We start from the raw sequence: 21,615 nt of genomic DNA on the forward strand, positions 1-21,615 counted from the left end.
CTGGATGGGAAGAGGAAAGAGACAGGCGTGGCCAGAAAGCCGCCGCCGCGCTGAGCAGGGATCCGGCGGCCAGCAACTGGCGGCGCAGCGGATCGGTCGGGTCGTCTTTATTGGCCATCGCCGGGCTCCAGGTGTTGGTGGGCCTTGGACGCTTCCAGCCACGGCGCGAACAGACGCGTCGCCAGCGGCATGCACACGTACACCACCGAGAGCACGATGGTCACGGTGATCAGGAACGTGGCGACCACGTAGTTGGACAGAAACGCGTTGAGTTGCAACAGCGGGCCCCAGAGCAACGGCACCAGCAAGGTGTGCGGCAGGATGACCAGCAAGGTCACCACCGATTGCTTCCAGCGCGGTGGCGGCGTGGCGGCATCGGCCAGCGGGGCGAACCAGAATTCCTTGTGCGGGGCGACTTCTGTCTGGTCGCCGTCCGCCAGCAGCGGCGCGGCCTCTTCCACCAGTTCGCGGCGCTCGGGCGAGTCCAGCCAGCGCTGCATGGCCTCGGTGGAGCAGAACCGCAGCACGCAGGTGAACAGCGACAACCCGCCCTGCTTGCCCCGGACTACGTCCACGCCCAGATGCCCCGGCCATTGGCCGGCCACGCTGACGATGCGCCGCAACCAGGCTTCATAGGCGCCGTCCTGCCCGGCCTTGACCCGGTGCTTGACTACCAGGGTGACGATTTCATCGAAGCCGGGGATCGCCGGGATCGCGGTTGATTCAAGGGTTTGGGATTCAGGCATGACGCAGCACTCCAGCAAAACGCGCGTTGATCGCCAGGCCTCCCGGGCCAGCAATGAACACGCTGGTAAATATGATCAGCAGCAACCAGCCGAACTGGCCTTCTTCCAGGCTCCATTGCGGGTGCACCACGAGCAGCGCAACGGCCAGCAGGAAGAGGATGGGCAAGCACGCCAGGCGCACCAGCACGCCAGCCATGATCAGCAGCGGGCAAAGCACCTCGGCGAAAATCGCCAGGATCAGCGTGGGCGCCGCGCCGAGGTGGAACGGGTCTTCGATGCGGGTCAGCTCGGCGCTGTAGTTCAGCAGCTTCGGCAAGCCATGGACCCACAGCAAAAACAGCGCGCCGCTCAGGCGCAGTAACAGCAGGCCGAGGTCCTGCATGCGGCGTTCGTCAGTGGTGTTCATCGGTGAGCTCCGGCCGGGTCCGTCGAGGCGGCTGCCGGCAACGGTTGGGACATGTGGGTGGCGATGCGCGAGCGCAGCCAGCGCTCGGCGGGGTCGTTGTCGTGCACGCCGCTCCAGACCATCGACAACTCGGCGGCATTGATCTCGAACGGCGGGTCTTCGGCGCGCAAGGCGCAGCCCTCCACCAGCGCGCAGGCGGCGTAGTCCGGTACCGTGGCGATCAGCTCGGTGCCCGCCAGCAAGGCGCGCAGGCCGCTGAATTGCGGCACCGCCAAGACCACTTTGCGGGCCCGGCCGATGCGCGCCAGGTCCAGGTCGATATTGCCGCTCAGGTCGCCCGAGAACGACACCATGGCGTGGGGTCGCGAGCAGTAGTCGTCCAGGGTCAGCGGCCCCGGGCGCTTGTCGCCACGCAGGACCTTGCAGGGAATGTCCCGCAGTTTCTTGCGCTTGGCATTGGCCGGCAGATCGGTGGTGTAGCTGACGCCGACGCTGATTTCGCCGCTGGCGAGCAACGACGACATCAGCAGAAAATTGGCCCGGCGCACCACCACGATGATGCCCGGCGCTTCTTCGCGCAATTGACTGAGCAGCGGTGGAAACAGGCCGAATTCGGCATCATCGGACAGACCGATGCGGAACACGTCGCAACTGGTGGACGGGTCGAACGCCTTGGCCCGGCTGACCGCGCCGGAAATGGTGTCCATGGCCGGCTGCAACTCTTGCAGGATCGCCAGGGCCCGAGGCGTCGGTTCCATGCCCCTCCCGTGACGGATCAGCAGCGGATCATCGAACAGATCCCGCAGCCGCCCGAGCGCCGCGCTCACCGCCGGCTGGCCCATGAAGAGCTTTTCGGCGACACGGGTCAGGTTCTTCTCGAACATCAGCGCCTCGAAGATCACCAGCAGGTTCATGTCGAGGCGGCGTAGATCGTTGCGGTTCATGGGTGTGAGGTCCTGTTTAAACTGTGGGAGCTGGCTTGCTCCCACAGGTTCATGGCTTGATCAACCCTGGATGAACGCCAGCAGGTCGGCGTTCAGCCGGTCCTTGTGGGTGTCGGTCAGACCATGGGGCGCGCCCGGATAGACCAGCAGCTGCGAGTTCTTGAGCAGCTTGGCGGCCGCGATGCCGGCGGTTTCGATCGGCACTACCTGGTCGTCATCGCCATGCACCACCAGGGTCGGCACGTCGATGTTGCGCAGGTCTTCGGAAAGATCGGTTTCCGAGAAGGCCTTGATGCAGTCGTAGGCGTTCTTGTGGCCGGCGAGCATGCCCTGCATCCAGAACCAGTCGATCATGCCCTGGGACACCTTGGCACCCGGACGGTTGGCGCCGAAAAACGCGCTGGCCACATCCTTGTATAGCTGAGAACGATCGGCCAGGGAGGCCTGGCGGAAGCCGTCGAATACCTCAACGGGCAGGCCGCCGGGGTTGGCCGCGGTCCTGAGCATCAGCGGCGTGACCGCCGAGATCAGGCCGAGCTTGGCGACGCGGGCGGCGCCGTGCCGACCGATGTAGCGCGCCACTTCGCCACCGCCGGTGGAGAAACCGAGCAACACCGCGTCCTTGAGGTCCAGGCGCTCGATCAGCTCGGCCAGGTCATCGGCGTAGGTGTCCATGTCATTGCCGTCCCAGGGCTGGCTGGAACGCCCGTGACCACGACGGTCGTGGGCAATCACCCGATAGCCGTTGGACGCCAGGAACATCATCTGCGCCTCCCAACTGTCCGAATTCAACGGCCAGCCGTGGCTGAAGACCACCGGTTGGCCACTGCCCCAATCCTTGTAGTAGATCTCGGTGCCGTCGCGGGTGATGAAAGTGCTCATGACGTGATTCCTTGAGGTCGGTGGATCATTCAATGGTCCGGCCAGGAGAGGCATGTGCGTGAGTTAAACGTTGTTAATTTTTTTGGGACTGAGGTGCTTTTGTGGCGAGGGAGCTTGCTCCCGCTGGGCTGCGCAGCAGCCCCAGGAATTGTCACTTCGGTGTGCCAGATTGGTTGGGGTGGTGCTTTTGGGGCCGCTTCGCGGCCCAGCGGGAGCAAGCTCCCTCGCCACGGGGGCTTGGTTGAAACAACACGTCCCACCGTTGCGCTTGACGCAAAACCTGAGGAATATGCTCGGGTACAGCGGGAACAGAACCTTGAGCAGACCATGAGCCAATACCTCAGCCTGCCCGTCGAACAGACGGTGCATTTCGGCCCCTACCGGGTCCATCCGCGCCAGCGCCTGGTGCTGGAGGGCGGGCAACCGTTGCGCCTGGGGCGGCGAGCGGTGGAGATCCTGCTGGTGCTGCTCGAACACGCCGGCCAAGTGGTGAGCAAGCAGCAACTGATCGCCCGGGTCTGGCCGAAAAGCGTGGTGGAGGACACCAACCTGCGGGTTCACGTGGCGGCGTTGCGCAAGGCCCTGGGCGACGGCCAGGCCGGTCAGCGTTATATCGTCACGGTGGCGCAGCGCGGCTACAGTTTTGTCGCACCGGTGACATTCGAAGCGCCCGAGGAACTGGCGCGCATCCCCCACCCCTCCCTGGCGCGCAACCTGCCGCCGCGCCGTACCCGCATGATCGGCCGCCAGGGCCTGGTGGAGAGCCTGGTGGCGCAACTTCCGCGCAAACGCTTCATCAGCCTGGTCGGCAGCGGCGGCATCGGCAAGACCACCGTCGCCTTGCGGGTTGCCGAACGGCTGCTTGGCCAGTACCGCGACGGCACCTGCCTGCTGGACCTGGCCTCGCTCAACGACGCGACCATGATCGCCCCCAACCTCTGCGCGTTGCTGGAGCTGACGCTGCATGACGGCGAACCGCTCGACGCGATCGTCCGGCAACTCAAGGACCGCCATCTGCTGCTGGTCATCGACACCTGTGAACACCTGATCGATGCCGTCGCGCTGCTCTGCGAAACCTTGCTGCGCGGCGCGCCTCACCTGCACATCCTGGCCACCAGCCGCGAAGGCCTGCGCGCCGAAGGCGAACACGTGCAGCGCCTCGATTCGCTGGCGTTTCCGCCAAGGGGCATGGTCATCGAAGGTTATCCAGCCCTGGAATTCCCGGCGCTGCAACTGTTCGCCGAACGGGCGATGGCCAGCCAGGACGATTTTGAGCTGACGGACCACGAGGTTCCGCTGATCGTCGATATCTGCCAGCGGCTCGACGGAATCCCCCTGGCGATCGAACTGGCCGCCGCCCAGGTCGGGCGCTTTGGGCTGGAGGCGCTATGCCGGCAACTGCAGGACAGCGTCGCCCTGCTCGACCATGACAGGCACGCCAGCGCACCGCGCCAGCAAACCCTGCGCGCCACGGTGGACTGGAGCTTCGCGCTGCTCACCCCGTGCGAACAAACCTGCCTGCGGCGCCTGGCGGTGTTCATGGGCAGTTTCAACCTGGCGTCGGCCGCGGCAGTCATCGTCGGCCAGCATGTCGCGCCGGAACAGGTGCTGGTCTCGATCAGCCAGTTGGTGGCGAAGTCGTTGCTCAATGTCGAGATCGGCGACGATGAGGTCCGTTATCGGTTGCTGGACACCACGCGCAGCTACGCCCTGGAAAAACTGCTGGATGCCGGGGAACTGGCCGCCACCCGGGAGCGCCACGCCGAGCGCTGCCTGACGCTCATGGAGCAGGCTGAAAAGGATTGGGAAAACACTTCTACGCGCGTGTGGATCGCACGCTACGCGGCCTATCGGGACGACATCCGCGCGGCGCTCGACCGCGGGCTGGGCCCGCAGGGTTCGCACGCCGTGGCGATCCGCCTGGCCGCGCGCACCCTGCCGCTCTGGCAAGAGCTGTCGCTGCTCAAGGAGCACGGGCTGTATGTCAGCAAGGCGCGGGCGCTGCTACGGGCCAGCCCCTCGCCGTGCCCGAGATTGACCCTCGCCCTGGAACTGGCCCACGGCAGTTTCAACTACCACACCGAGGGCGGTACGCCGGCCACTGTCGAGGCCTTTGTCACGGCCCGCCACCTGGCCCGGCAGTGCCAGGACCGGGCGGGCGAACTGCGCGCATTGTCGGGCCTCATGACGGTCAATCTCAGCGCCGGCCGCTATCAGCAGGCGCTGGAGCAAAGCCTGGATTTTGATCGCCTGGGCCTGCCGGGCGACCCGGTCCTGTCCTTGAGTACCCAGCGCCTGCGGGTGCTGGCGCTGCATTTCACCGGCGACCAGGACGGCGCGCGACGTGACGCCGAGCAGGTCATCCAGCGCCTGGCCCAGAATGGTCACCTGAGCCGCTTCAGCCACGGTTTCGGCGTGCAATACGAGCAGAGCGTGGCCGCGCTGACAATCCTGTCGCGCATCCTCTGGCTGCAAGGGTTCGCCGAAAAAGCCCGGCGCACGGCCAACCTCGCGCTACAGATTGCCCTGCAGATCAACCACGGCCTTTCGATCTGCTACACCCTGGTGATCGCCGGTTGCGTGATCGCCCATTACGCCGGCGATCAGCCGACCGCCCGGGAACGGCTGGAGATGTTGAAGCAGCAGGCCAAACGCCATTCGGTCATGCTGTTCCATGATTGGGCTGGCCACTACGAGCGCGCCTTCGACGGCGCCAGTCCGCAGTCGCACTGGAGCGCTTGCGGCCTGATCCAGGATACCGTCGTCACTCTGCGCGGCGATGCCGTCAGCCCGGAGCAGATCGAGCGCGCCCATAGCGGCGCGGCAGGCTGGTGCTCGGCGGAAATCCTGCGCGTCGCTGCCGAAGCGTTGCTGGCCGAGGGAAAAGCGGGCGCAGAAAGCCGTGCCGAAGAGTACTTGCACGCCGCGCTGGCGCTAGCCCGGAGCCAAGGCGCGCTGGCCTGGCAATTACGCAGTGCCATGTCGCTCGCCCGGCTGTGGCAACGGCGCGGCCAGGATGCGGCCGCGCAGGATGTGCTCGCTTCGGTCTATCGGCGCTTCAGCGAAGGGTTCGACACACCCGACCTAAAGGAAGCCGGCGCGCTGCTCCAGACGCTGACCCGCCAGCTCGGGTCTTGAACGTCGCGCCAGCCAGGCCTCCTGCAACACGTAGCGCCGATGGAGCGACTGCCACTGGCCAGCGCGGCGCAACTTTTCCAAGGCATAGACACGCGTGGTATTGAGCAGGTGGTAGCGATTGCCTTCGGCACCTTGTTCAACCATCACCAGCGACTGCTTGACCAGCCGTGACAGCAGCCAGGGCAATCGCCCCACCCCGACGTCAGTGCAACTGACCACAGCCAGCGCAGCCTTCAACGTGAACGGTTCCTCGAACACCGCCAGCCTCCGGAACACCGTCCGTTCGTCGCTGCCCAAGCGCTCGAAACTCCAATCCAGCGCCGCGTCAAGGCTGCGGTGGCGCGCCACGGCTGTACGGCGGCCGTGGCTCAACAGTGACAGACCGTAGTCCAACTGTTCCAGGACCCCCGCCACGCCCAGCACATCAACCTGGGCCGCCGCCAGTTCCAGCGCCAACGGCAACCCGTCCAGGCGCTGGCAGATTTGTGCGAGAGGCGCGAGGTCGCGTTCACCCGGCTTGAAGCCCTGCTGTCGGGCACCGACCCGATCGACCAGCAAGCGCACCGCCGGACTCGCCAATATCAGGTGGCCGGGGTCGCTGGCCGTCGCCACGGCCAGACCGGCCAATTGCACGACATGTTCATCTGCAAGCTCCAAGGCTTCGCGACTGCTCGACAACAGCGATACGCCAGGGGCCGCGGAGCGCAGCGTCAAGGCCAACTCCCGGCAGGCATCGAGCAGGTGTTCGGCGCCATCGAGCACCAGCAACATCCGGCACGATTGCAGGCACTGTTCCAGCGAGCCGCCCGTCAGGCCAAGGGTTTGCATGATCCGCGGGCAGACCTCGGCCGGGTCGCTGATCGCCGCCAGGTCAATAAACCAGGCGCCGTCGGCGAAATGCTCAAGCAACAGTTCCGCCGCCCGCGACACCACCGTGGTCTTGCCGATACCGCCCGGGCCGACGACGGTGGTCAGGCGCTGGCGAGGAACCTCGACCAACAGCCGTCCCAGCAGCTTGTCGCGACCGATCACCGGGCTCAGGCGCGCGGGCAGATTGTGCCGCTCGGAGCGCCTGGCGCCGGATGATTCAGCACTCGGCTGTGGGGTCAGGGGCACGGCGAAGCAGTAGCCCTGGCGCGGATGATTGAGAATGTAGCGGTTGCCATCCTGTCCAGCACCGAACGCCCGCCGTAAGGCGGCGATGTGCACCCGCAGGTTGATGTCTTCCACCACACTGTCGGGCCAGACCTGGGCGATCAGGGTTTGCTTGCTGACGAAGGCGCCCGCATGGGCCACCAACAAGTGCAGGATGTCCAGGGCGCGACCGCCCAGGGCCAGGGGCTCGCCATCGCGGGTAACCAGCCGCTGCTGGCGGTGAAAGACAAACGGACCGAAGCGCACCGTGGTTTCGGTGCTCGCCGCTGTTGCGGCGCAAGGTTTGGTGAAGCTGTTCATGAGCGATCCAGCGACAGAAAACCGGTCCGGGCGTGGCGCTGCGGATCGCCGCACACACCTGCCCTGGCTCCTGCGCATCCTTTGCAGAGGGTTCGCCGTTATCTTGGCAGCCACAGGGCAGAGAACAATGCTGGCACAGGACGCATCACGGACATCCCGGTGCCCTGGACGGACACCGAAGGCTCAACTGAACTGCTGGCGGTACTGGACCGGTGTCAGGCCGAGTTTTTCGCTGAACAATTGGCGCATGTGCCGGACGCTGCCAAAACCACTGCGAAACGCCACGGTCTTGAGGGGCAAGTCGGTGGACTCCAGCAACTGCCGCGCCCGATCGATGCGCGCACCTTGCAGGAATTCCATCGGCGTCATTTTGACTTCGCGCTGGAAAACCCGGGCGAAATGCCTTGAGCTCATGGCGGCCAGATCGGCCATGCGCTCGATGGAAAACGGCTCTTCCAGGTGTTCCATCACGTAATGCTGCACCCGGGTAACCGCCGATTCCTGTGCCGCCACCGTCGCTACCAGCGGGCTGAACTGCGCTTGCCCACCTTGGCGCTGCATGACCACCAGCAAGACCTTGGCCACATCCAGCGCGACTTTGCGGCCATGGTCCTGGGCGACGATGGACAGGGCCATGTCGATACCGGCCGTGACACCGCCGGAGGTGATCAACCGTCGGTCATGCAAGATGATCTTGTCGGTCTCGACCAGAGCCTTGGGAAACCGCTGGATCAGGCGTTCGGTGTAATGCCAATGGGTGGTGACCCGATAGCCGTCGAGCAAGCCCGCCTCTCCCAGGATGAAGGCTCCCGTGCAGATCGACCCGTAGCGCGTGGCCCGCTGCGCGGACGCCCGCAACCAGGTGTGCAAGCCCGGATGCCGATCGTTATAGGCACCAGGCCCGCCCGGTACCAGCAGTACGTCGTAGGCCGCCCAAGCCTGGTCGATATGGATGTCGGCCTGGACAGTCACCCCGTTGGAGGCTCGCAACGCCCCGCGCTCGGTGCCCAGGGTCAGCAACTGATAGCGCTGGTCCGGCGCGAGAAAACGATTGGCGATGGAAAACACTTCGAGCGGCCCGGCCATGTCGAGCAGCAGGAAATCGGGGAACAGCACCATTGCAACGGTTTTCATGGGGAGGACGCCAAAACTAAGGAACGCATTGGAAGGCTCATGCACGGACGGCAAACATGTTTAGACAATCTGGTGTGGGAGCGAGCCTGCTCGCGAAGGCAGTTTGTCAGCCGCCATCGATAAAACCTGTACCGACGTATTCGCGAGCAGGCTCGCTCCCACAAGGGTTCATGGTTTGATCGGCTGGCATTATGACGAAGCGCAGCGCTCCCGGCGAGATTGTCCACTCAGAACGGACAGTATTTCCACATTCAGCCGCTTATTGAATGCGCCGATAACCATTAACCTTCTTCTGTACCCGGCGAACGGCCAAGGCCACCGCCCACTGAACCAGGAGAATCATCATGCTGACCCTTCGCAAAGCTTCTGATCGCGGCATCGCTCGTCACGGCTGGCTGACGTCGTTCCATACCTTTTCCTTCGCCAACTACCGCGACCTCAACCAACAGGGTTTTTCCGACCTGCTGGTGATCAACGACGATCGGGTTGCCGCCGCCAAAGGTTTCGGCCAGCACCCACACCGGGACATGGAAATTTTCTCCTACGTGCTCGAAGGCGCGCTGGAGCACAAGGACACCCTGGGCACGGGCTCGGTGATTCGTCCGGGTGATGTGCAGTTGATGAGCGCCGGCAGCGGCGTGGCCCACAGCGAGTTCAATCACAGCGCGGACGAGCCGGTGCACTTCCTGCAGATCTGGATCGTGCCCAATGTCGTGGGCGCTACGCCGCGCTACCAGCAGGAGCACTTCAGCACCGAACAGAAACGCGGTCGCCTGCAACTGATCATCTCCCCGGACGGCGCCGAGGGGTCGTTGCACGTACGCCAGGACGCACGGGTGTATGCCGGGCTGTTCGATGGTCAGGAAAGCGCCACGCTGACCTTGGCCGCTGATCGTTATGCCTATGTGCATGTGGCCCGGGGCAGCGTCGAGCTCAACGGAGTGGCGTTGCAGGAAGGCGACGGTGTGCGGGTACGCAACGAACAGGCATTGACGCTGGGCAACGGCCAGGATGCCGAGGTGCTGGTGTTTGACCTGCGGCCGCAGGAACTGCCGCAAATGCCATAACATCGGCAGCTGTGAGATTAATTTGTGGGAGCGAGCTTGCTCGCGATCGCGGTGGGTCGAGCAACATTAATATTGGATTGACCACCGCCATCGCGAGCAAGCTCGCTCCCACAGTTGTTTTATGTCGTACTCAGATGTGGGGCCGCTGAAGATCTACTCGTTCTCCTTGGAAAACGCCGCGACAATCTCATCGATCACCGCCCGCACCCGCGCCGTGTGGCGCAGATCCGCGTGAGTCACCAGCCACACCTCATATGGCAGCGGTCGCGTGCGCTGCGGCCAGAGCCGCACCAGCCCGTCGCGCTCCCCCATGTACACCGGAATTTCTCCCACCCCGATCCCCGCCCCGATCGACCTGCGTACCAGCAGGCTTGAGCTCAGGCTGGCGACAATCCGTCCTCGGCCGACCGGTTCGGCCACCAGGGTAAAATCCTTTTGGCCCTGCCAGTACGGTTGATAGACCACCAGGTCATGCCCTTCGAAAGCACTGCCCGGCGCAGGCTCCCCATGAGCGTCGACGTAATCCTGCGAGGCGAACAGCCCCACCGGCCAGCGCGCAATCCGCCGGGCGATGAGATCAGGATTGTCGGGCCGGGTATTGCGCACGGCAATGTCCGCTTCACGCTTGACCAGGCTGATGATCTGCGTGGAGGCATCCAGTTGCACGCGGACGTCGGGATGCCGCGCATGCAGGCGAGCGATGGCCGGGATGAGGAAATCGATCGCCAACGAATCGGTGGTGGCGACGCGTACGTTGCCGATCAACCGATCGTCCAGGCCCTGGATGCGACGCTCAAGCTCCAGGGCCGACTGCTCCATTTTTTCCACGGCCTTGAGCGCCGCTTCGCCCACCGCCGTCAGCGCATAACCGTCGGAGGTGCGCAGGAACAACGCGGCGCTCAAGGATTTTTCCAACGCGACGATCCGTCGCCCCACGGTCGCCTGATCCACGCCCAATACCCGGGCCGCTCCACGCAGTGTCGACTCCCGACATACCGCGAGAAACACCCGCGCGTCATCCCAATTCATTCGCCCTCTCCCGCTGCAAAACTGCATCACCATGTCGCGAAATCGCTGCATAAACGCTCCAACGATAGCCGATATGCTGGACGCCATAAACCTTTCCAGAGGATCGTTCCCATGCACACCCAATCCACGGCGCTGGACTCATCCCCGACGGGCATCTGGTTGCCGATATTCGCCGGCCTCTGCGCCAGCCTCGTCAGCATCGGCCTCGCACGCTTCGCCTACACGCCGTTGATTCCGTCGCTGATCGAAGCGCATTGGTTCAGCGCCAACGACGTGGTTTACCTGGGAGCGGCGAACCTGGTGGGCTACCTGATCGGCGCCCTGCTCGGCCGGCCCATGGCTCGGCACCTGGGCAACAAGCAGGCGCTGCGCCTGATGATGCTGGCCGTGACGGCGGCATTTTTTGCCTGCGCCTTCCCGGTGTCGGTGATCTGGTATTTCGCTTGGCGGCTGCTGTCGGGCATCGCTGGCGGCGCGATCATGGTGCTGGTGGCGGCGACCGTACTGCCGCATGTGCCCGCCGCGCGCAGAGGCTTGGCCAGTGGTGCGATTTTCCTTGGCATCGGGCTGGGTATCGCCGGCTCCGGAACGATTGTGCCGCCGCTGTTGAGCCACGGTCTGCAGGCGACCTGGCTGGGGCTCGGCGTGTTGTCATTGGTGCTGACCGGGCTGAGCTGGTTCGGTTGGCCGCAAGATTCTGCCCAGGCGACAAGCGTCGCGAAACACGCTACACCAGCCGAACCCACGCCCCGCGCCGTGTATCAGCTGTTTGCCCAATACGCCTTCATGGCGGCAGGGTTGGTCCCGGCAATGGTGTTCCTGGTGGACTACGTAGCGCGGGGCCTCAAGGCCGGCGCCCATGTCGGTGCGCTGGTCTGGGTGATGTACGGCCTCGGCGCGATTATCGGCCCGGTGACCTACGGCCTTCTCGCCGACCATCTGGGCGCGCGCAAAAGCATACGACTGGTGCTGGCCGTCCAGGCCGTTGCCCTTGGCCTGCTGGCGATTACCCAGAGCTTCCTGGCGCTGGCGGTACTGGCCGTGCTGATCGGCTCGTTCCCGCCGGGCATCGTGCCGTTGGCCCTGGCCCGGGTGCACGAACTGGTGCCGGACCATCATCGCCAGCAAGTCGCCTGGAGCCGCGCCACCGTTTCATTCGCAACCTTTCAGGCGCTCGCCGGGTTCGGCTATTCGGCGCTGTTCAATGCCCGTGGCGGACAGCATGCGGTGCTGTTCCTGGTTTCTGCGGGGGCGATCGTGGTGGCGCTGCTGCTCGATTTCACGCCCAAGCTGTTCGCAAGGTCTGCAAACGCGGGCAACTAAACCTTACTTGCGCCCAAACGTCGAACGATAGCTACCCGGCGGCACACCAAAAAAATCGCGGAAACGTCGCTGGAAATGCGGGGAGCTGACGAAGCCGGTGGCCACGGCGATTTCGGTCACCGAGCGGTTGGTCTGCTGGATGAGCTGGCGTGCGCGTGTCAGGCGCAGTTCCAGGTAATAACGCGTCGGGGTCGCACCGAGGAACCGGCAGAACCGCCGTTCCAGCTGGCGCTTGGAGACCTTGACGCAGGCCGCCAGCTCATCGATCGTCAAGGGCTCCTCGACGTTCTGCCACATCAGTTCCAACGCCAGCTTGAGACTTTCCGGCAGCGTCGGATCGGTCTCGACGAAGATCGGCGGCAGGTCCGTGGCGTCATCCCCTGATTCATCGCAGCGAAGGATCTCTTCGATTGCCCCCACCAGCGCCTCGCCGCCGGTGCGGCGGATCAGCTGGAGCATCATGCGCAGCGAGCTGTTGGCGCCCGCGCAGCTGACTCGCTCGCGGTCCACGACATAGGCGCGGCTGGTGACTTTCACATGGGGGAACATTTCGGCCATCGTCGCCCGGCTTTCCGGATGGACCGCGCATTCGAAACCATCGAGCAGGTTCGCCTCTGCCACAAAAAAAACGCCGTTCCACAACCCACCCACTATCGCCCCGGACGTTGCGTTGGCGCGCAGCTTGCGCCGCAGTAGCGGCGTGCCTTGCAACTTCACGCGAAAGCCTCCGGCGACAATCAGCACGTCGAAGTTATCGGGCAATTGCGCCAGCTCGATATCGGTGGAAATCACGATGCCCAGGTCACTCGTCACCTGCCCGCCCGAAGCGCCCACCGTCAGCACTTCATAAAGCGGCATGTCGCTCATCAGGTTGGCGGTGACCAGCGCGTCCACCGCGCCGGTAAAGGACATCATGGAAAAGTTGTCCATCAGCACAAACGCGACGCGCACCGGCGCTTGTCCCACAGGCGCAGCCCCTTGGGGGCGATAGGCCATGTTCTTGTTCTTGAGTACGCTTTCGAATGCGCTGGGCATGGGGCCTCGTGAGACAGGAAGGCGATCTGGACCGGACCCGGGCGGATTGCCCGAGCCAAGCCATCTTCCCGATTAACCGCAAAGGCAACCATCGCCTGCGCGACATCACTGTCAGCGTTAGCGACGTCCGACCGGTGGTGACCTCAAGGGAATACGACATTGGTCGATAGCCTGAGAGTAGGCATGGGCGCTTTTCCCCCAAGAGTTCGCAACGCTCACCGCTACTGTTTCCGCCGTTTCCAACACCGATAAATACCCGCGGGAGAAGTCATGAATATCAAACAGAAGCTGACATGGGCGTTCGCGACCATTGCCTGCCTCCCGGTTATCCTGGTGGCGGTGCTCGTTGTATTGAACCTGCGCGATGCGGCACAAGCCAACTTCCTGGACAGCAGCGGCCGCGAGATCCGCCAGATCGACAACGGCATGAAGCAGTTCTTCGACGGCATCATGCAGAACGTCGAGTTTTTCGCCAAGGACCCGCGGATCGTCGCGGCCAAGGACCTGAAGAACTACTCGGGTGCTGACGCCGCGCAGATCCCGCTGACCGAGAACAACAAACAGCTGCTGGCGATTTTCGACCAGTTCGCCAAGAGCCATCCAACCACCGCCTACCTGTCCCTGGGCCTGGCGGACGGTGGCTATGCCAGCTGGCCGGATGATCCGAAGATTTCCAACTACGACCCGCGCGTACGCCCCTGGTACAAGGCGGCTATTGCAGCGCCTGGCACCACCGTGAAAACCGATGCCTATTACTGGGCACCGGACGACGTGTCGTTGATCGGCATCGTGCATACGGTCGCCGATGCCAGCGGCAAGCTGGTCGGCGTGGTCGGCCTCGATGTGTCGCTCAAACAGCTGACCGAACTGGTCAAGAACATCAAGCTGGGCGACAGCGGCTACCTGATGCTGGTGGAGGCCAGCGGCAACGTGCTGGTCGACCCCGCCGAGGCCAAGCACAACTTCAAGCCGCTGGCCGACCTCGGCCCCAATTACGCCGCGCTGGCCAAGAGCAGCGATGGCGCCACCCAGATCGAGATCGATGGCGTGCCCTACATGGCCAACATCGTCACCTCCAAAAGCCTGGGCTGGCGCTTCATCGGCCTGATCAAGCGCGACGAAGTGATGGCCGAGGCTTCGAGCCTGACCTGGTTGATCGCCGCCATCGCCGCCGCGCTGGCCGTGGTCTTCGCCATCGTCGGCGCCAGCTTCGCCAGCGTGATCGTGCGGCCGATTCGTGGCGTTGCCAATGGCCTGCAGGAAATCGCCGAAGGCGAAGGCGACCTCACCCGCAAACTCTCGGTGCAGGGCAAGGACGAAACGGCCACCCTGGCGGGTTGGTTCAACCAGTTCCTGGCCATGATCGCGCAACTGATGCAGCGCATCGGCAGCGCTTCTTCCGACCTGCAAACTGCCGCGGCCGATACCAGCAACGTGGCCCAGAACATGAACGATGCCGCCGGGCGCCAGCGCCAGGCCGTGGAGCTGGTGAGCACCGCGTTCAACGAAATGGTCGCCACCGCCAACGAGGTGGCCCGCTCCTGCAGCCAGGCCGCCGTCAGCGCGGACACCGGCTATCGCGATGTACATGACGGCCAGCACCACATCGGCGAAGCCACGGGCAGTGTGCTGAAGCTGAGTGAGGAATTGCAGCAGTCGACCCAGACCATGCAGGCGCTGGAGCAGGACAGCAAGAACATCAACACCATCCTCGACACCATCCGTTCGATCGCTGAACAGACCAACCTGCTGGCGCTCAATGCGGCCATCGAAGCGGCGCGCGCGGGCGATCAGGGCCGCGGCTTTGCCGTGGTGGCCGACGAGGTCCGCGCCCTGGCGCGGCGCACCGCCGATTCCACCGGCGAGATCGACAGTCTGCTCGGCAACCTCGCGCGGCGCACCCAGGAAGTGACGCAACAGATGCAGAACAGCCTGCAGGTGTCGCACACCAGCGTCGAGCGCATCCAGCAGGCTCGCGACAGCTTCGACAAAATCCGCACCTCGGTGGACTCGATCCGCGACCAGAACACCCAGATCGCCACTGCGGCGGAGCAACAGCACCAAGTAGCGGAAGACATCAACCGGCACATCGCGCAGATCCATTCCGATGCGCAACTGGTCGAGGAATTCGCCCATACGGCGCAGACCGGTTCGGGACGGCTGACCGATATTTCCGGGCAGCTCAAGGGATTGGTGGGACGCTTCAGGTTCTAATCGGCTTTATGTCCCGCCGAAGATCCAATGTGGGAGCGAGCTTGCTCGCGATGGCGGTATCACAGCCAATGAAAATGTTGACTGTGCCGGCCTCTTCGCGAGCAGGCTCGCTCCCACAGGGGGTCTGCGGTTACCTGGGTTTTGTGTCCGCTGAAGATCAAAAATGTGGGAGCGAGCTTGCTCGCGATGGCGGTCTGACAGTCGATAGATGTGTTGATTGTGCTGGCCTCTTCGCGAGCAGGCTCGCTCCCACAGGGGTTCTGCGGTTACCTGGGTTTTGTGTTCGCTGAAGACCAAATGTGGGAGCGGGCTTGCTCGCGAAGGCGGTGTCACAGCCGCTGGGTATCTGCCCGGTCGCTACCCTTTCGCCTTGATCGCATACATCCCACCCGCAATCACCAGACATGCTCCCACCACGGTCCAGGTGTCGGGCAGCTCACCGAATACCAGCAGGCCAATCAGCGTGGCGAACACCAGCAAGGTGTAGTTGAACGGTTGGAGTGTGGCTGCCGTTGCGTACTTCAGCGCCTGAAGCAACAACAGCTGGGCCACAACCCCGGTAGTGGAAAGCACCGCGATCAGGGCCCATTGCATCGGGCTTGGCGAAACCCAACCTGGAAGCCCCCACAAGGTGATGGCTATTGCGCCGAAGAATCCCATGTAAAGCAGGTTCGTAGCGAATGAATCATGCTGGCTGATCCGCCGGGTCAACACGCTGAAAATCGCGAAGCCCAGGGCAGACAACAGCGGGACCAGCGCCGCCAGCTCGAAGACACCGGTGCCGGGGCGAAGGATAACCAGTGTCCCCGTAAAACCGATGGCGGCGGCTATCCATCGACGAACCCCGATGAACTCGCCCAGGAACGCTCCAGCCAAGGCCAGCGTCATCAGCGGGAAGACTGCATACAGCGCGTGCATTTCCGCCAGCCCAAGGTAGCGCAGCCCCAGTCCGAACAAGGCGATTTCACCCACGCCGATCAGGGCGCGAATGATCTGCAGGCAGGGGTGGCGGCTTCGACAGGCGGTGCGCAGGTTTCCCTGGAAAACGCCATAGCCGACAGCGAAAACCAGGAAGGCCCAGTAGCGCACCATCACCAGCTGTGCAATCGGAAGATCCTTGACCAGTACCTTGGTAATCCCGTCCTGGCCGGCGAACACCAGCATCGAGAGAAGGCACAGGATGATACCGAGCTGAGGCCTGGGCACATCGTAAGCAGGTGCCGCGCTGTCCGACTGGTTGCTCATGAATCATTCCATTTCGAGGGAGACGACATCATTCGCCCGGCACGCTCGTAAGCCCGCGCCCGATCCTCAGGCGAGATCAGATTCAAGCGCGATCAACGGTTCAAGGGCAACCTTGAGCGCGTCGAGTTTACCAGCAGCCAAACGCGCCAACGGCCGACGCGGGTTTCCCGCTCCGTAGCCGGTGATCTCGGCAGCGGCGTAGACCGACTGCACATAGTCACCCTGCCAGATCAACGACATCACCGGCTCTATCGACCGCCAGATCTCCCGGGCACTGATCCAGTCGTGCCTCATGGCGGCCTCTACCACGGCAACGCAAGCGCGCGGGGCCATGTTCGCGCCGCCCCAGATCAGGCCTGCGGCCCCGGCGAAGAGCGCGTAGGGCACCAATGCATCGGCGCCATTCATCGTCGGCAGGCCCGTGCGGGTCAGCGCGGCTTGGGCGGCAAGGTCACCACTGCTGTCCTTGACCGACACGAAGTTCGGAATCTCACTCAACTGGCGAAACAGCGACGGAGTGACTTCCACACCCACCGCCTGAGGCACGTTGTAGCCAATGATCGGCAACCCGCCTTCGGACACTGCGGAGTAGAAGTCAACGATGCACTGTTCGTCGGTTGGGCCTTCGAAAAACGGCGGCAGCACCATGACGCCATCGGCGCCACACCCGGCGGCGTGGCGGGTGCGCTGCACTACTTCGTCCACCAGCAAGGCAGAGGTTTGCACAATGACGCGAGCGCGACCCTTGATGACGCTGGTGCCGAAGGCAACCAATTGCCTGGACTCTTCCTGGCTAAGGTAGACATGCATGCCGGTCCCCGAACTCAGGACAAAGCCCTCCACGCCGGCCACGAGATAGTGCTCAAGCAACGTTTCGAAGCGCGGATAGTCGATCTTGCCTTGGGCATCGAAAGGCGTGGTCACGGCCAGGTTGAGGCCGGAAAAAGCGAATGCGGACATTAACTCGAGCCTCTTCTTGTTCTTCTCTGATCGAACGCACTCATGACGGGGGATCAGCCCACCGACTTGAGCGGAATATGGGCCTGGAGCCGCTTAAGCATGATTTCGCAGTACCAATCGTCAAACTGGCATACACCGTTTTCCGCGATGTCCGAAAAGGGTCCCGGCTCGTAACTCGGTGAGGTAATACCGGCCTGCGTACCTTCCACCAAACGACGGTCCTGATCGTTGGTGGCAAGCCAGACCTTGGTCAGCCGATCAATCTCGTAGTCAACACCTTCAACGGCGGTACTGGGCACCAGCCATTTGGTCGTGACAAGCGTTTCGTCCGGTCCGATCGGGAGGACGCGGAAGCTCAACGCATGATCACCAAGGAAGTGGTTCCAGGTAGATGGGTAGTTGAAATACAGCAAGGCGCCAATATCCGGCTCGCCGCTTTTGTCCAGGCGTCCCGCCACAGCAGGTTTACCGTCCATTGTGTAACTCACGGCACCCGCGGAGAGTGGAATACGCGTCATACGAAACCGGCCATTGGGATCCATGACCAGCTTGCTCGGCATACCCGCGGTCTCGCAGCGATTCCAGTGTGCGCTCAGTTCGGGATCCTCTTCGCCGCCCACCCCGGCCACCGAAAGGTTCTCGACGAAGGAGTTCATCAATTCCGGATGGGTACCGTCGCAGTGGAAGCACTCGCGATTATTTTCAAAGACAAGTTTCCAGTTACCCTTTTCAATGAGGTTGGACTCGAAAGCAACCTTGCAGTTATCCAGGAAATGCGGGGCTACAAATGGACTTACAGCATTTCTGAAACTGTCGAATTCCGGCGCCTTGTCAGCGACACAGACATAAATGTAGGTGTGAACAATTTCACAATGGACAGGCTTCAAATTGTATTGCGACCTGTCGAAGTCGGCGCCCATGTTACCGGCAAACAAAAGACTGCCGTCCAGTTCGAAAGTCCACTTATGATAAGGACAGACCAGTTTTGCGACTTTGCCCTGGGCGTGCTCGCAAACTTTGGAGCCACGGTGACGACAGGCGTTGTGAAAAGCCCGGACCTGACCACTTTTATCCCTGACGATCAGGACAGGATAGTCGCCAATCTGCAACGTCAGGTATTGCCCGGGTTTTTCAAGCTCAAAGGTATGCCCGGCAAAGATCCAGTCCTTGTGCCAGATCTGCTCAAGATCCTGCCGAAACACCTCAGGTTCAATGTACAGTTCGCGAGGAAGCGCGTGGCGCGCCTTGCGCTTTTGAATCAGGTCGATCACGGATGTTCTGATATTCATTATTATCCTCTACACATCAACCTGACGGTTAATGGCAAGTACGCCCAGAAAGCAGTGCCATGGCCAACGGATCCTGCGCGAACGATTGCTCAGCGCAGCCGCTGGATACACATGTATCAGCCATGTTTAGCCCGAAGGGTACGGTAGCCAATCCGCTAGGCAAAACTACATTTTCGTTGTTCAACTGATAACTTGGCGTTATGACCGGGCGAATCCAGACACTACCTTGTTTGGATTTCGCTAGCGTCGAGAGGAGCCTACGTCGGGAGAAACTTATACAGCCAATCTGGAAAACTTCGAGAGGATCCAGTCTCGCACTCTCCGACAGGCATCTTCATATTCAGTCCTTTCATTACAGGCCACATAATGAAGACTGTTTCGAAGCGTCACCTGCTGCTCGACGGGACGAACGAGCTGCCCCCTCTCGACCATGGCCCCGACAAGCTGGTTCCAGCCCAGTGCGACGCCTTGATGGGTCAAGACCATATTCATGATCAGGTTGTAGTCATTGGCATGAAAAATAGGCGGGCAGTCACCAGGACGCTCATCAATATCAACGTTCAGAAACGCCAGCCATACCCCCCAGTCAACATGCTCAGCCACCCCCGACCGGCCATAGGGACTCAGATTGAGCAGCGAAGAATCGCGCACGCCTTCAAGCGAAGTCAGTTCGGGGTGCGCCTCCAGAAACACGGGCGAGCAAACAGGATAAATAATATCGTGGCACAACTGATAACTCTTGTACCCGTCCCCGACTTTGCGGATCTTCGAGATGATGATGTCCGGCTCTACGCCAGGCTCCATATTCACAAAGTTCTGGGTAGTGATCAGATTGAACTCGATATCCGGGTTCGTTGCACGAAACTCTGGAAGATGTTCCGACAGCCATAATGCGGAGAATGCTGGTGAGCAACAAACAGTCAGAATGTGCTTCTGCGTCGGCGTGGTACGAATCCTTTCAGCCGCCTGTGCGATATTAACGAAGGACAGTTGCGCCGCTTCAAAAAAAATCTTCCCCTCGGCGGTCAACTCTACAGTCCGCCCGGCACGCATGAACAATTGAGCGCCCAAGGAGTCCTCAAGCTCCCGGATCTGCCGACTGATCGCCGCTTGCGATACACAAAGTGCCTCTGCCGCCCGAGTGAAGCTTTCATATTTGGCGGCGGCGACAAACGCTCTGACAGCCCTGAGGGAAGGCATTCTAAGCAGTAATGTATCGGGGTCAACGTGTCTGCTGAGCATGGCAAGCCCTCGCACTCCTAGCATCCGCGAAAGCAGCGGAGCGTAACTCAATAGCCTGGCCCGGGCCATACAAAGCGTCGTGATTACGCCAAGGCGGTCGTTTCGACAGGCCTCGATAACGTTAGGTTATCCATAAAGCCCTGTAAATGTTGTTGGATTTAACACAAGGATACCCATAGATTGAAAAAAAGCCCGAGCCCAAGGGCAAACAATAAAAACAAGGTCAATGTCATGCGCAATTCAATCATTTATTCCTGCCCGCCTAAATTACCAACGCTCGAACTCAATTCGATTTCGTGCGCTTGTAGCGTTACACGCAAAGGAGGGACGCGATGACTAGTTCAGACGAAATCATTTCTGTTAAGAACGTTTTCAAGATATTCGGCGCACAACCCGACGCGGCGATGAACATGCTTGCCGCTGGCGCCTGCAAAAAAGATGTGTTTGAGAAAACAGGCCAGGTTATTGGTGTTTTCGACGCCAGCTTCGCCGTCAAGCGTGGCGAAATCTTTGTGATCATGGGGCTCTCGGGTTCTGGCAAGTCGACGATGGTGCGTTTGTTCAACCGCCTTATCGAGCCCACTTCCGGCAGCATTTATCTGAACGGTCGGGAAATTACCGGCCTGGCTGATAAAGCCCTGCTTGATGTTCGCCGTAAAGAGATGGGCATGGTGTTCCAATCCTTTGCCCTGATGCCTCACATGAGTGTCCTGGAGAACACCGCCTTCGGCCTGGAAATTTCCGGCATCGCCGAAAAGGAACGGCATAGCCGCGCCCGGGAAGCCCTCAGCCAGGTCGGTCTTGCCGGACAGGAGCACAGTTATCCGCATCAACTTTCCGGCGGCATGCAGCAACGCGTAGGCCTGGCCCGTGCGCTGGCCAACGACCCGACCATCCTGCTGATGGACGAAGCCTTTTCCGCGCTGGACCCGCTTATCCGCAGCGAGATGCAGGGAGAGCTCATTCGCCTGCAAGCCGAACAGAAGCGGACCATTATTTTCATATCCCACGACATCGAAGAAGCCGTTCGCATCGGCCACCGCATCGCGATCATGGAGGGCGGCCAGGTGGTGCAGATCGGCACGCCTCAAGAGCTGATCAGCCAACCCGCCAATGACTATGTACGCACCTTTTTCAAAGGGTTCGACAGTTCACGGATACTCAAGGCAGGCGACGTGGCCAGGCTTGATCCGGAATGGGTTCGTAAAGTGAATGGTCAAGCACCGCAGTTCAAGGCCGGCCTTCCGTTCGGTTACCTGGTCGATGAACGAGGGCAACTGCTCGGCGTCGTCGACATCGATACCAGTGGCGCGGGTTGCAGCACGCATCACACCCAGCATCAACACCAGCCGGTATTTACCGATACGCCCCTGCACGAAGTATTGGAAATTGCGGCCAACCTGCCGTATCCGGTCCCTGTACTGGACCGCTCGGGCGCGCTCACCGGGACCCTGTCAAAGAGCGAGTTGCTGCAAACGCTGAGTCGCCATTGATACAACCGTGAAG

General features: G+C 62.0%; 17 protein-coding genes and 1 pseudogene. 6 read left to right on the forward strand and 12 right to left on the reverse strand.

Going from position 1 to position 21,615, the window contains the following annotated elements; translation table 11 throughout:
- Positions 1-107 precede the first annotated feature (107 nt).
- From J3P89_RS17830 to J3P89_RS17845, 4 genes are read right to left on the reverse strand one after another with little or no spacing between them, the layout of a single operon-like run.
- A complete protein-coding gene (locus J3P89_RS17830) occupies positions 108-746 on the reverse strand; it encodes an antibiotic biosynthesis monooxygenase (RefSeq protein WP_434603694.1) in 639 nt (212 codons plus the stop codon).
- On the reverse strand, positions 739-1,152 hold the full coding sequence (locus J3P89_RS17835) for a DoxX family protein (RefSeq protein ID WP_434695095.1): 414 nt from the start codon (positions 1,150-1,152) through the stop codon (positions 739-741). Before J3P89_RS17835 ends, J3P89_RS17830 begins: the two co-directional genes overlap by 8 nt.
- The gene (locus J3P89_RS17840) at positions 1,149-2,096 is read right to left on the reverse strand and encodes a LysR family transcriptional regulator (RefSeq protein WP_305495573.1); all 948 of its coding nucleotides are present in this window, start codon (positions 2,094-2,096) and stop codon (positions 1,149-1,151) included. Before J3P89_RS17840 ends, J3P89_RS17835 begins: the two co-directional genes overlap by 4 nt.
- A 60-nt stretch (positions 2,097-2,156) precedes the next feature.
- Positions 2,157-2,978 (reverse strand): alpha/beta fold hydrolase, encoded by an 822-nt coding sequence (locus J3P89_RS17845; RefSeq protein ID WP_434695096.1) that lies wholly within the window; start codon positions 2,976-2,978, stop codon positions 2,157-2,159.
- 327 nt (positions 2,979-3,305) lie between these two features.
- On the opposite strand from J3P89_RS17845, the gene J3P89_RS17850 reads away from it, so the two are divergent.
- Complete coding sequence (locus J3P89_RS17850; protein WP_434695097.1) at positions 3,306-6,116, forward strand: ATP-binding protein; 2,811 nt, start codon at positions 3,306-3,308, stop codon at positions 6,114-6,116.
- Here J3P89_RS17850 and J3P89_RS17855 read toward each other — a convergent pair.
- Both J3P89_RS17855 and J3P89_RS17860 read right to left on the reverse strand, forming a co-directional pair.
- Positions 6,063-7,571, reverse strand: coding sequence for an ATP-binding protein (locus tag J3P89_RS17855; protein ID WP_434695098.1), 1,509 nt, complete (start codon positions 7,569-7,571; stop codon positions 6,063-6,065). The two genes, J3P89_RS17850 and J3P89_RS17855, sit on opposite strands and share 54 nt — an antisense overlap.
- 183 nt (positions 7,572-7,754) lie before the next feature.
- A complete protein-coding gene (locus tag J3P89_RS17860) occupies positions 7,755-8,705 on the reverse strand; it encodes a GlxA family transcriptional regulator (protein WP_434695099.1) in 951 nt (316 codons plus the stop codon).
- Between the two features lie 344 nt (positions 8,706-9,049).
- On the opposite strand from J3P89_RS17860, the gene J3P89_RS17865 reads away from it, so the two are divergent.
- Positions 9,050-9,772 (forward strand): pirin family protein, encoded by a 723-nt coding sequence (locus J3P89_RS17865; protein ID WP_434695100.1) that lies wholly within the window; start codon positions 9,050-9,052, stop codon positions 9,770-9,772.
- A 153-nt stretch (positions 9,773-9,925) separates the two neighbouring features.
- Here J3P89_RS17865 and J3P89_RS17870 read toward each other — a convergent pair whose 3' ends face one another.
- Positions 9,926-10,801, reverse strand: a complete 876-nt coding sequence (locus J3P89_RS17870; RefSeq protein ID WP_434695101.1) for a LysR family transcriptional regulator — start codon at positions 10,799-10,801, stop codon at positions 9,926-9,928.
- Positions 10,802-10,912: 111 nt separating this feature from the next.
- Here J3P89_RS17870 and J3P89_RS17875 point away from each other — a divergent pair, with 111 nt between their 5' ends.
- A complete protein-coding gene (locus J3P89_RS17875) occupies positions 10,913-12,124 on the forward strand; it encodes a YbfB/YjiJ family MFS transporter (RefSeq protein WP_434695102.1) in 1,212 nt (403 codons plus the stop codon).
- Between the two features lie 3 nt (positions 12,125-12,127).
- On the opposite strand, the gene J3P89_RS17880 is transcribed toward J3P89_RS17875, so the two are convergent.
- On the reverse strand, positions 12,128-13,159 hold the full coding sequence (locus tag J3P89_RS17880) for a GlxA family transcriptional regulator (RefSeq protein ID WP_434695103.1): 1,032 nt from the start codon (positions 13,157-13,159) through the stop codon (positions 12,128-12,130).
- Between the two features lie 270 nt (positions 13,160-13,429).
- Here J3P89_RS17880 and J3P89_RS17885 point away from each other — a divergent pair.
- Both J3P89_RS17885 and J3P89_RS17890 read left to right on the forward strand, forming a co-directional pair.
- Positions 13,430-14,512: pseudogene (locus J3P89_RS17885) on the forward strand (HAMP domain-containing protein); the annotation flags it as partial.
- 93 nt (positions 14,513-14,605) lie between these two features.
- Positions 14,606-15,373 (forward strand): methyl-accepting chemotaxis protein, encoded by a 768-nt coding sequence (locus J3P89_RS17890; RefSeq protein WP_434698026.1) that lies wholly within the window; start codon positions 14,606-14,608, stop codon positions 15,371-15,373.
- 357 nt (positions 15,374-15,730) lie between these two features.
- Here the strand turns inward: J3P89_RS17890 and J3P89_RS17895 are convergent, their stop codons facing one another.
- From J3P89_RS17895 to J3P89_RS17910, 4 genes are all read right to left on the reverse strand, one after another.
- Complete coding sequence (locus J3P89_RS17895; RefSeq protein ID WP_434695104.1) at positions 15,731-16,618, reverse strand: DMT family transporter; 888 nt, start codon at positions 16,616-16,618, stop codon at positions 15,731-15,733.
- Between the two features lie 66 nt (positions 16,619-16,684).
- Positions 16,685-17,578 carry a dihydrodipicolinate synthase family protein gene (locus J3P89_RS17900; protein ID WP_434695105.1) on the reverse strand — a complete coding sequence of 298 codons (894 nt, stop codon included), beginning with the start codon at positions 17,576-17,578 and terminating at the stop codon, positions 16,685-16,687.
- Positions 17,579-17,631: 53 nt separating this feature from the next.
- Positions 17,632-18,867 carry an aromatic ring-hydroxylating oxygenase subunit alpha gene (locus J3P89_RS17905; protein WP_434695106.1) on the reverse strand — a complete coding sequence of 412 codons (1,236 nt, stop codon included), beginning with the start codon at positions 18,865-18,867 and terminating at the stop codon, positions 17,632-17,634.
- A 273-nt stretch (positions 18,868-19,140) separates the two neighbouring features.
- Complete coding sequence (locus J3P89_RS17910) at positions 19,141-20,109, reverse strand: LysR family transcriptional regulator (RefSeq protein ID WP_434605048.1); 969 nt, start codon at positions 20,107-20,109, stop codon at positions 19,141-19,143.
- A 332-nt stretch (positions 20,110-20,441) separates the two neighbouring features.
- On the opposite strand from J3P89_RS17910, the gene J3P89_RS17915 reads away from it, so the two are divergent.
- The gene (locus tag J3P89_RS17915) at positions 20,442-21,602 is read left to right on the forward strand and encodes a quaternary amine ABC transporter ATP-binding protein (protein WP_434695107.1); all 1,161 of its coding nucleotides are present in this window, start codon (positions 20,442-20,444) and stop codon (positions 21,600-21,602) included.
- Positions 21,603-21,615: the final 13 nt, after the last annotated feature.

Source organism: Pseudomonas sp. Z1-14, assembly GCF_051132005.1.
Classification (GTDB): domain Bacteria; phylum Pseudomonadota; class Gammaproteobacteria; order Pseudomonadales; family Pseudomonadaceae; genus Aquipseudomonas.

Coding starts and splice junctions, on each gene's coding strand:
- J3P89_RS17850 (WP_434695097.1), top strand. CDS start 3,306: ATGAGCCAATACCTCAGCCTGCCCGTCGAACAGACGGTGCATTTCGGC.
- J3P89_RS17865 (WP_434695100.1), top strand. CDS start 9,050: ATGCTGACCCTTCGCAAAGCTTCTGATCGCGGCATCGCTCGTCACGGC.
- J3P89_RS17875 (WP_434695102.1), top strand. CDS start 10,913: ATGCACACCCAATCCACGGCGCTGGACTCATCCCCGACGGGCATCTGG.
- J3P89_RS17870 (WP_434695101.1), bottom strand. CDS start 10,801: ATGAATTGGGATGACGCGCGGGTGTTTCTCGCGGTATGTCGGGAGTCG.
- J3P89_RS17835 (WP_434695095.1), bottom strand. CDS start 1,152: ATGAACACCACTGACGAACGCCGCATGCAGGACCTCGGCCTGCTGTTA.
- J3P89_RS17880 (WP_434695103.1), bottom strand. CDS start 13,159: ATGCCCAGCGCATTCGAAAGCGTACTCAAGAACAAGAACATGGCCTAT.
- J3P89_RS17905 (WP_434695106.1), bottom strand. CDS start 18,867: ATGAATATCAGAACATCCGTGATCGACCTGATTCAAAAGCGCAAGGCG.
- J3P89_RS17915 (WP_434695107.1), top strand. CDS start 20,442: ATGACTAGTTCAGACGAAATCATTTCTGTTAAGAACGTTTTCAAGATA.
- J3P89_RS17830 (WP_434603694.1), bottom strand. CDS start 746: ATGCCTGAATCCCAAACCCTTGAATCAACCGCGATCCCGGCGATCCCC.
- J3P89_RS17855 (WP_434695098.1), bottom strand. CDS start 7,571: ATGAACAGCTTCACCAAACCTTGCGCCGCAACAGCGGCGAGCACCGAA.
- J3P89_RS17910 (WP_434605048.1), bottom strand. CDS start 20,109: ATGCTCAGCAGACACGTTGACCCCGATACATTACTGCTTAGAATGCCT.
- J3P89_RS17860 (WP_434695099.1), bottom strand. CDS start 8,705: ATGAAAACCGTTGCAATGGTGCTGTTCCCCGATTTCCTGCTGCTCGAC.
- J3P89_RS17895 (WP_434695104.1), bottom strand. CDS start 16,618: ATGAGCAACCAGTCGGACAGCGCGGCACCTGCTTACGATGTGCCCAGG.
- J3P89_RS17900 (WP_434695105.1), bottom strand. CDS start 17,578: ATGTCCGCATTCGCTTTTTCCGGCCTCAACCTGGCCGTGACCACGCCT.
- J3P89_RS17840 (WP_305495573.1), bottom strand. CDS start 2,096: ATGAACCGCAACGATCTACGCCGCCTCGACATGAACCTGCTGGTGATC.
- J3P89_RS17890 (WP_434698026.1), top strand. CDS start 14,606: ATGAACGATGCCGCCGGGCGCCAGCGCCAGGCCGTGGAGCTGGTGAGC.
- J3P89_RS17845 (WP_434695096.1), bottom strand. CDS start 2,978: ATGAGCACTTTCATCACCCGCGACGGCACCGAGATCTACTACAAGGAT.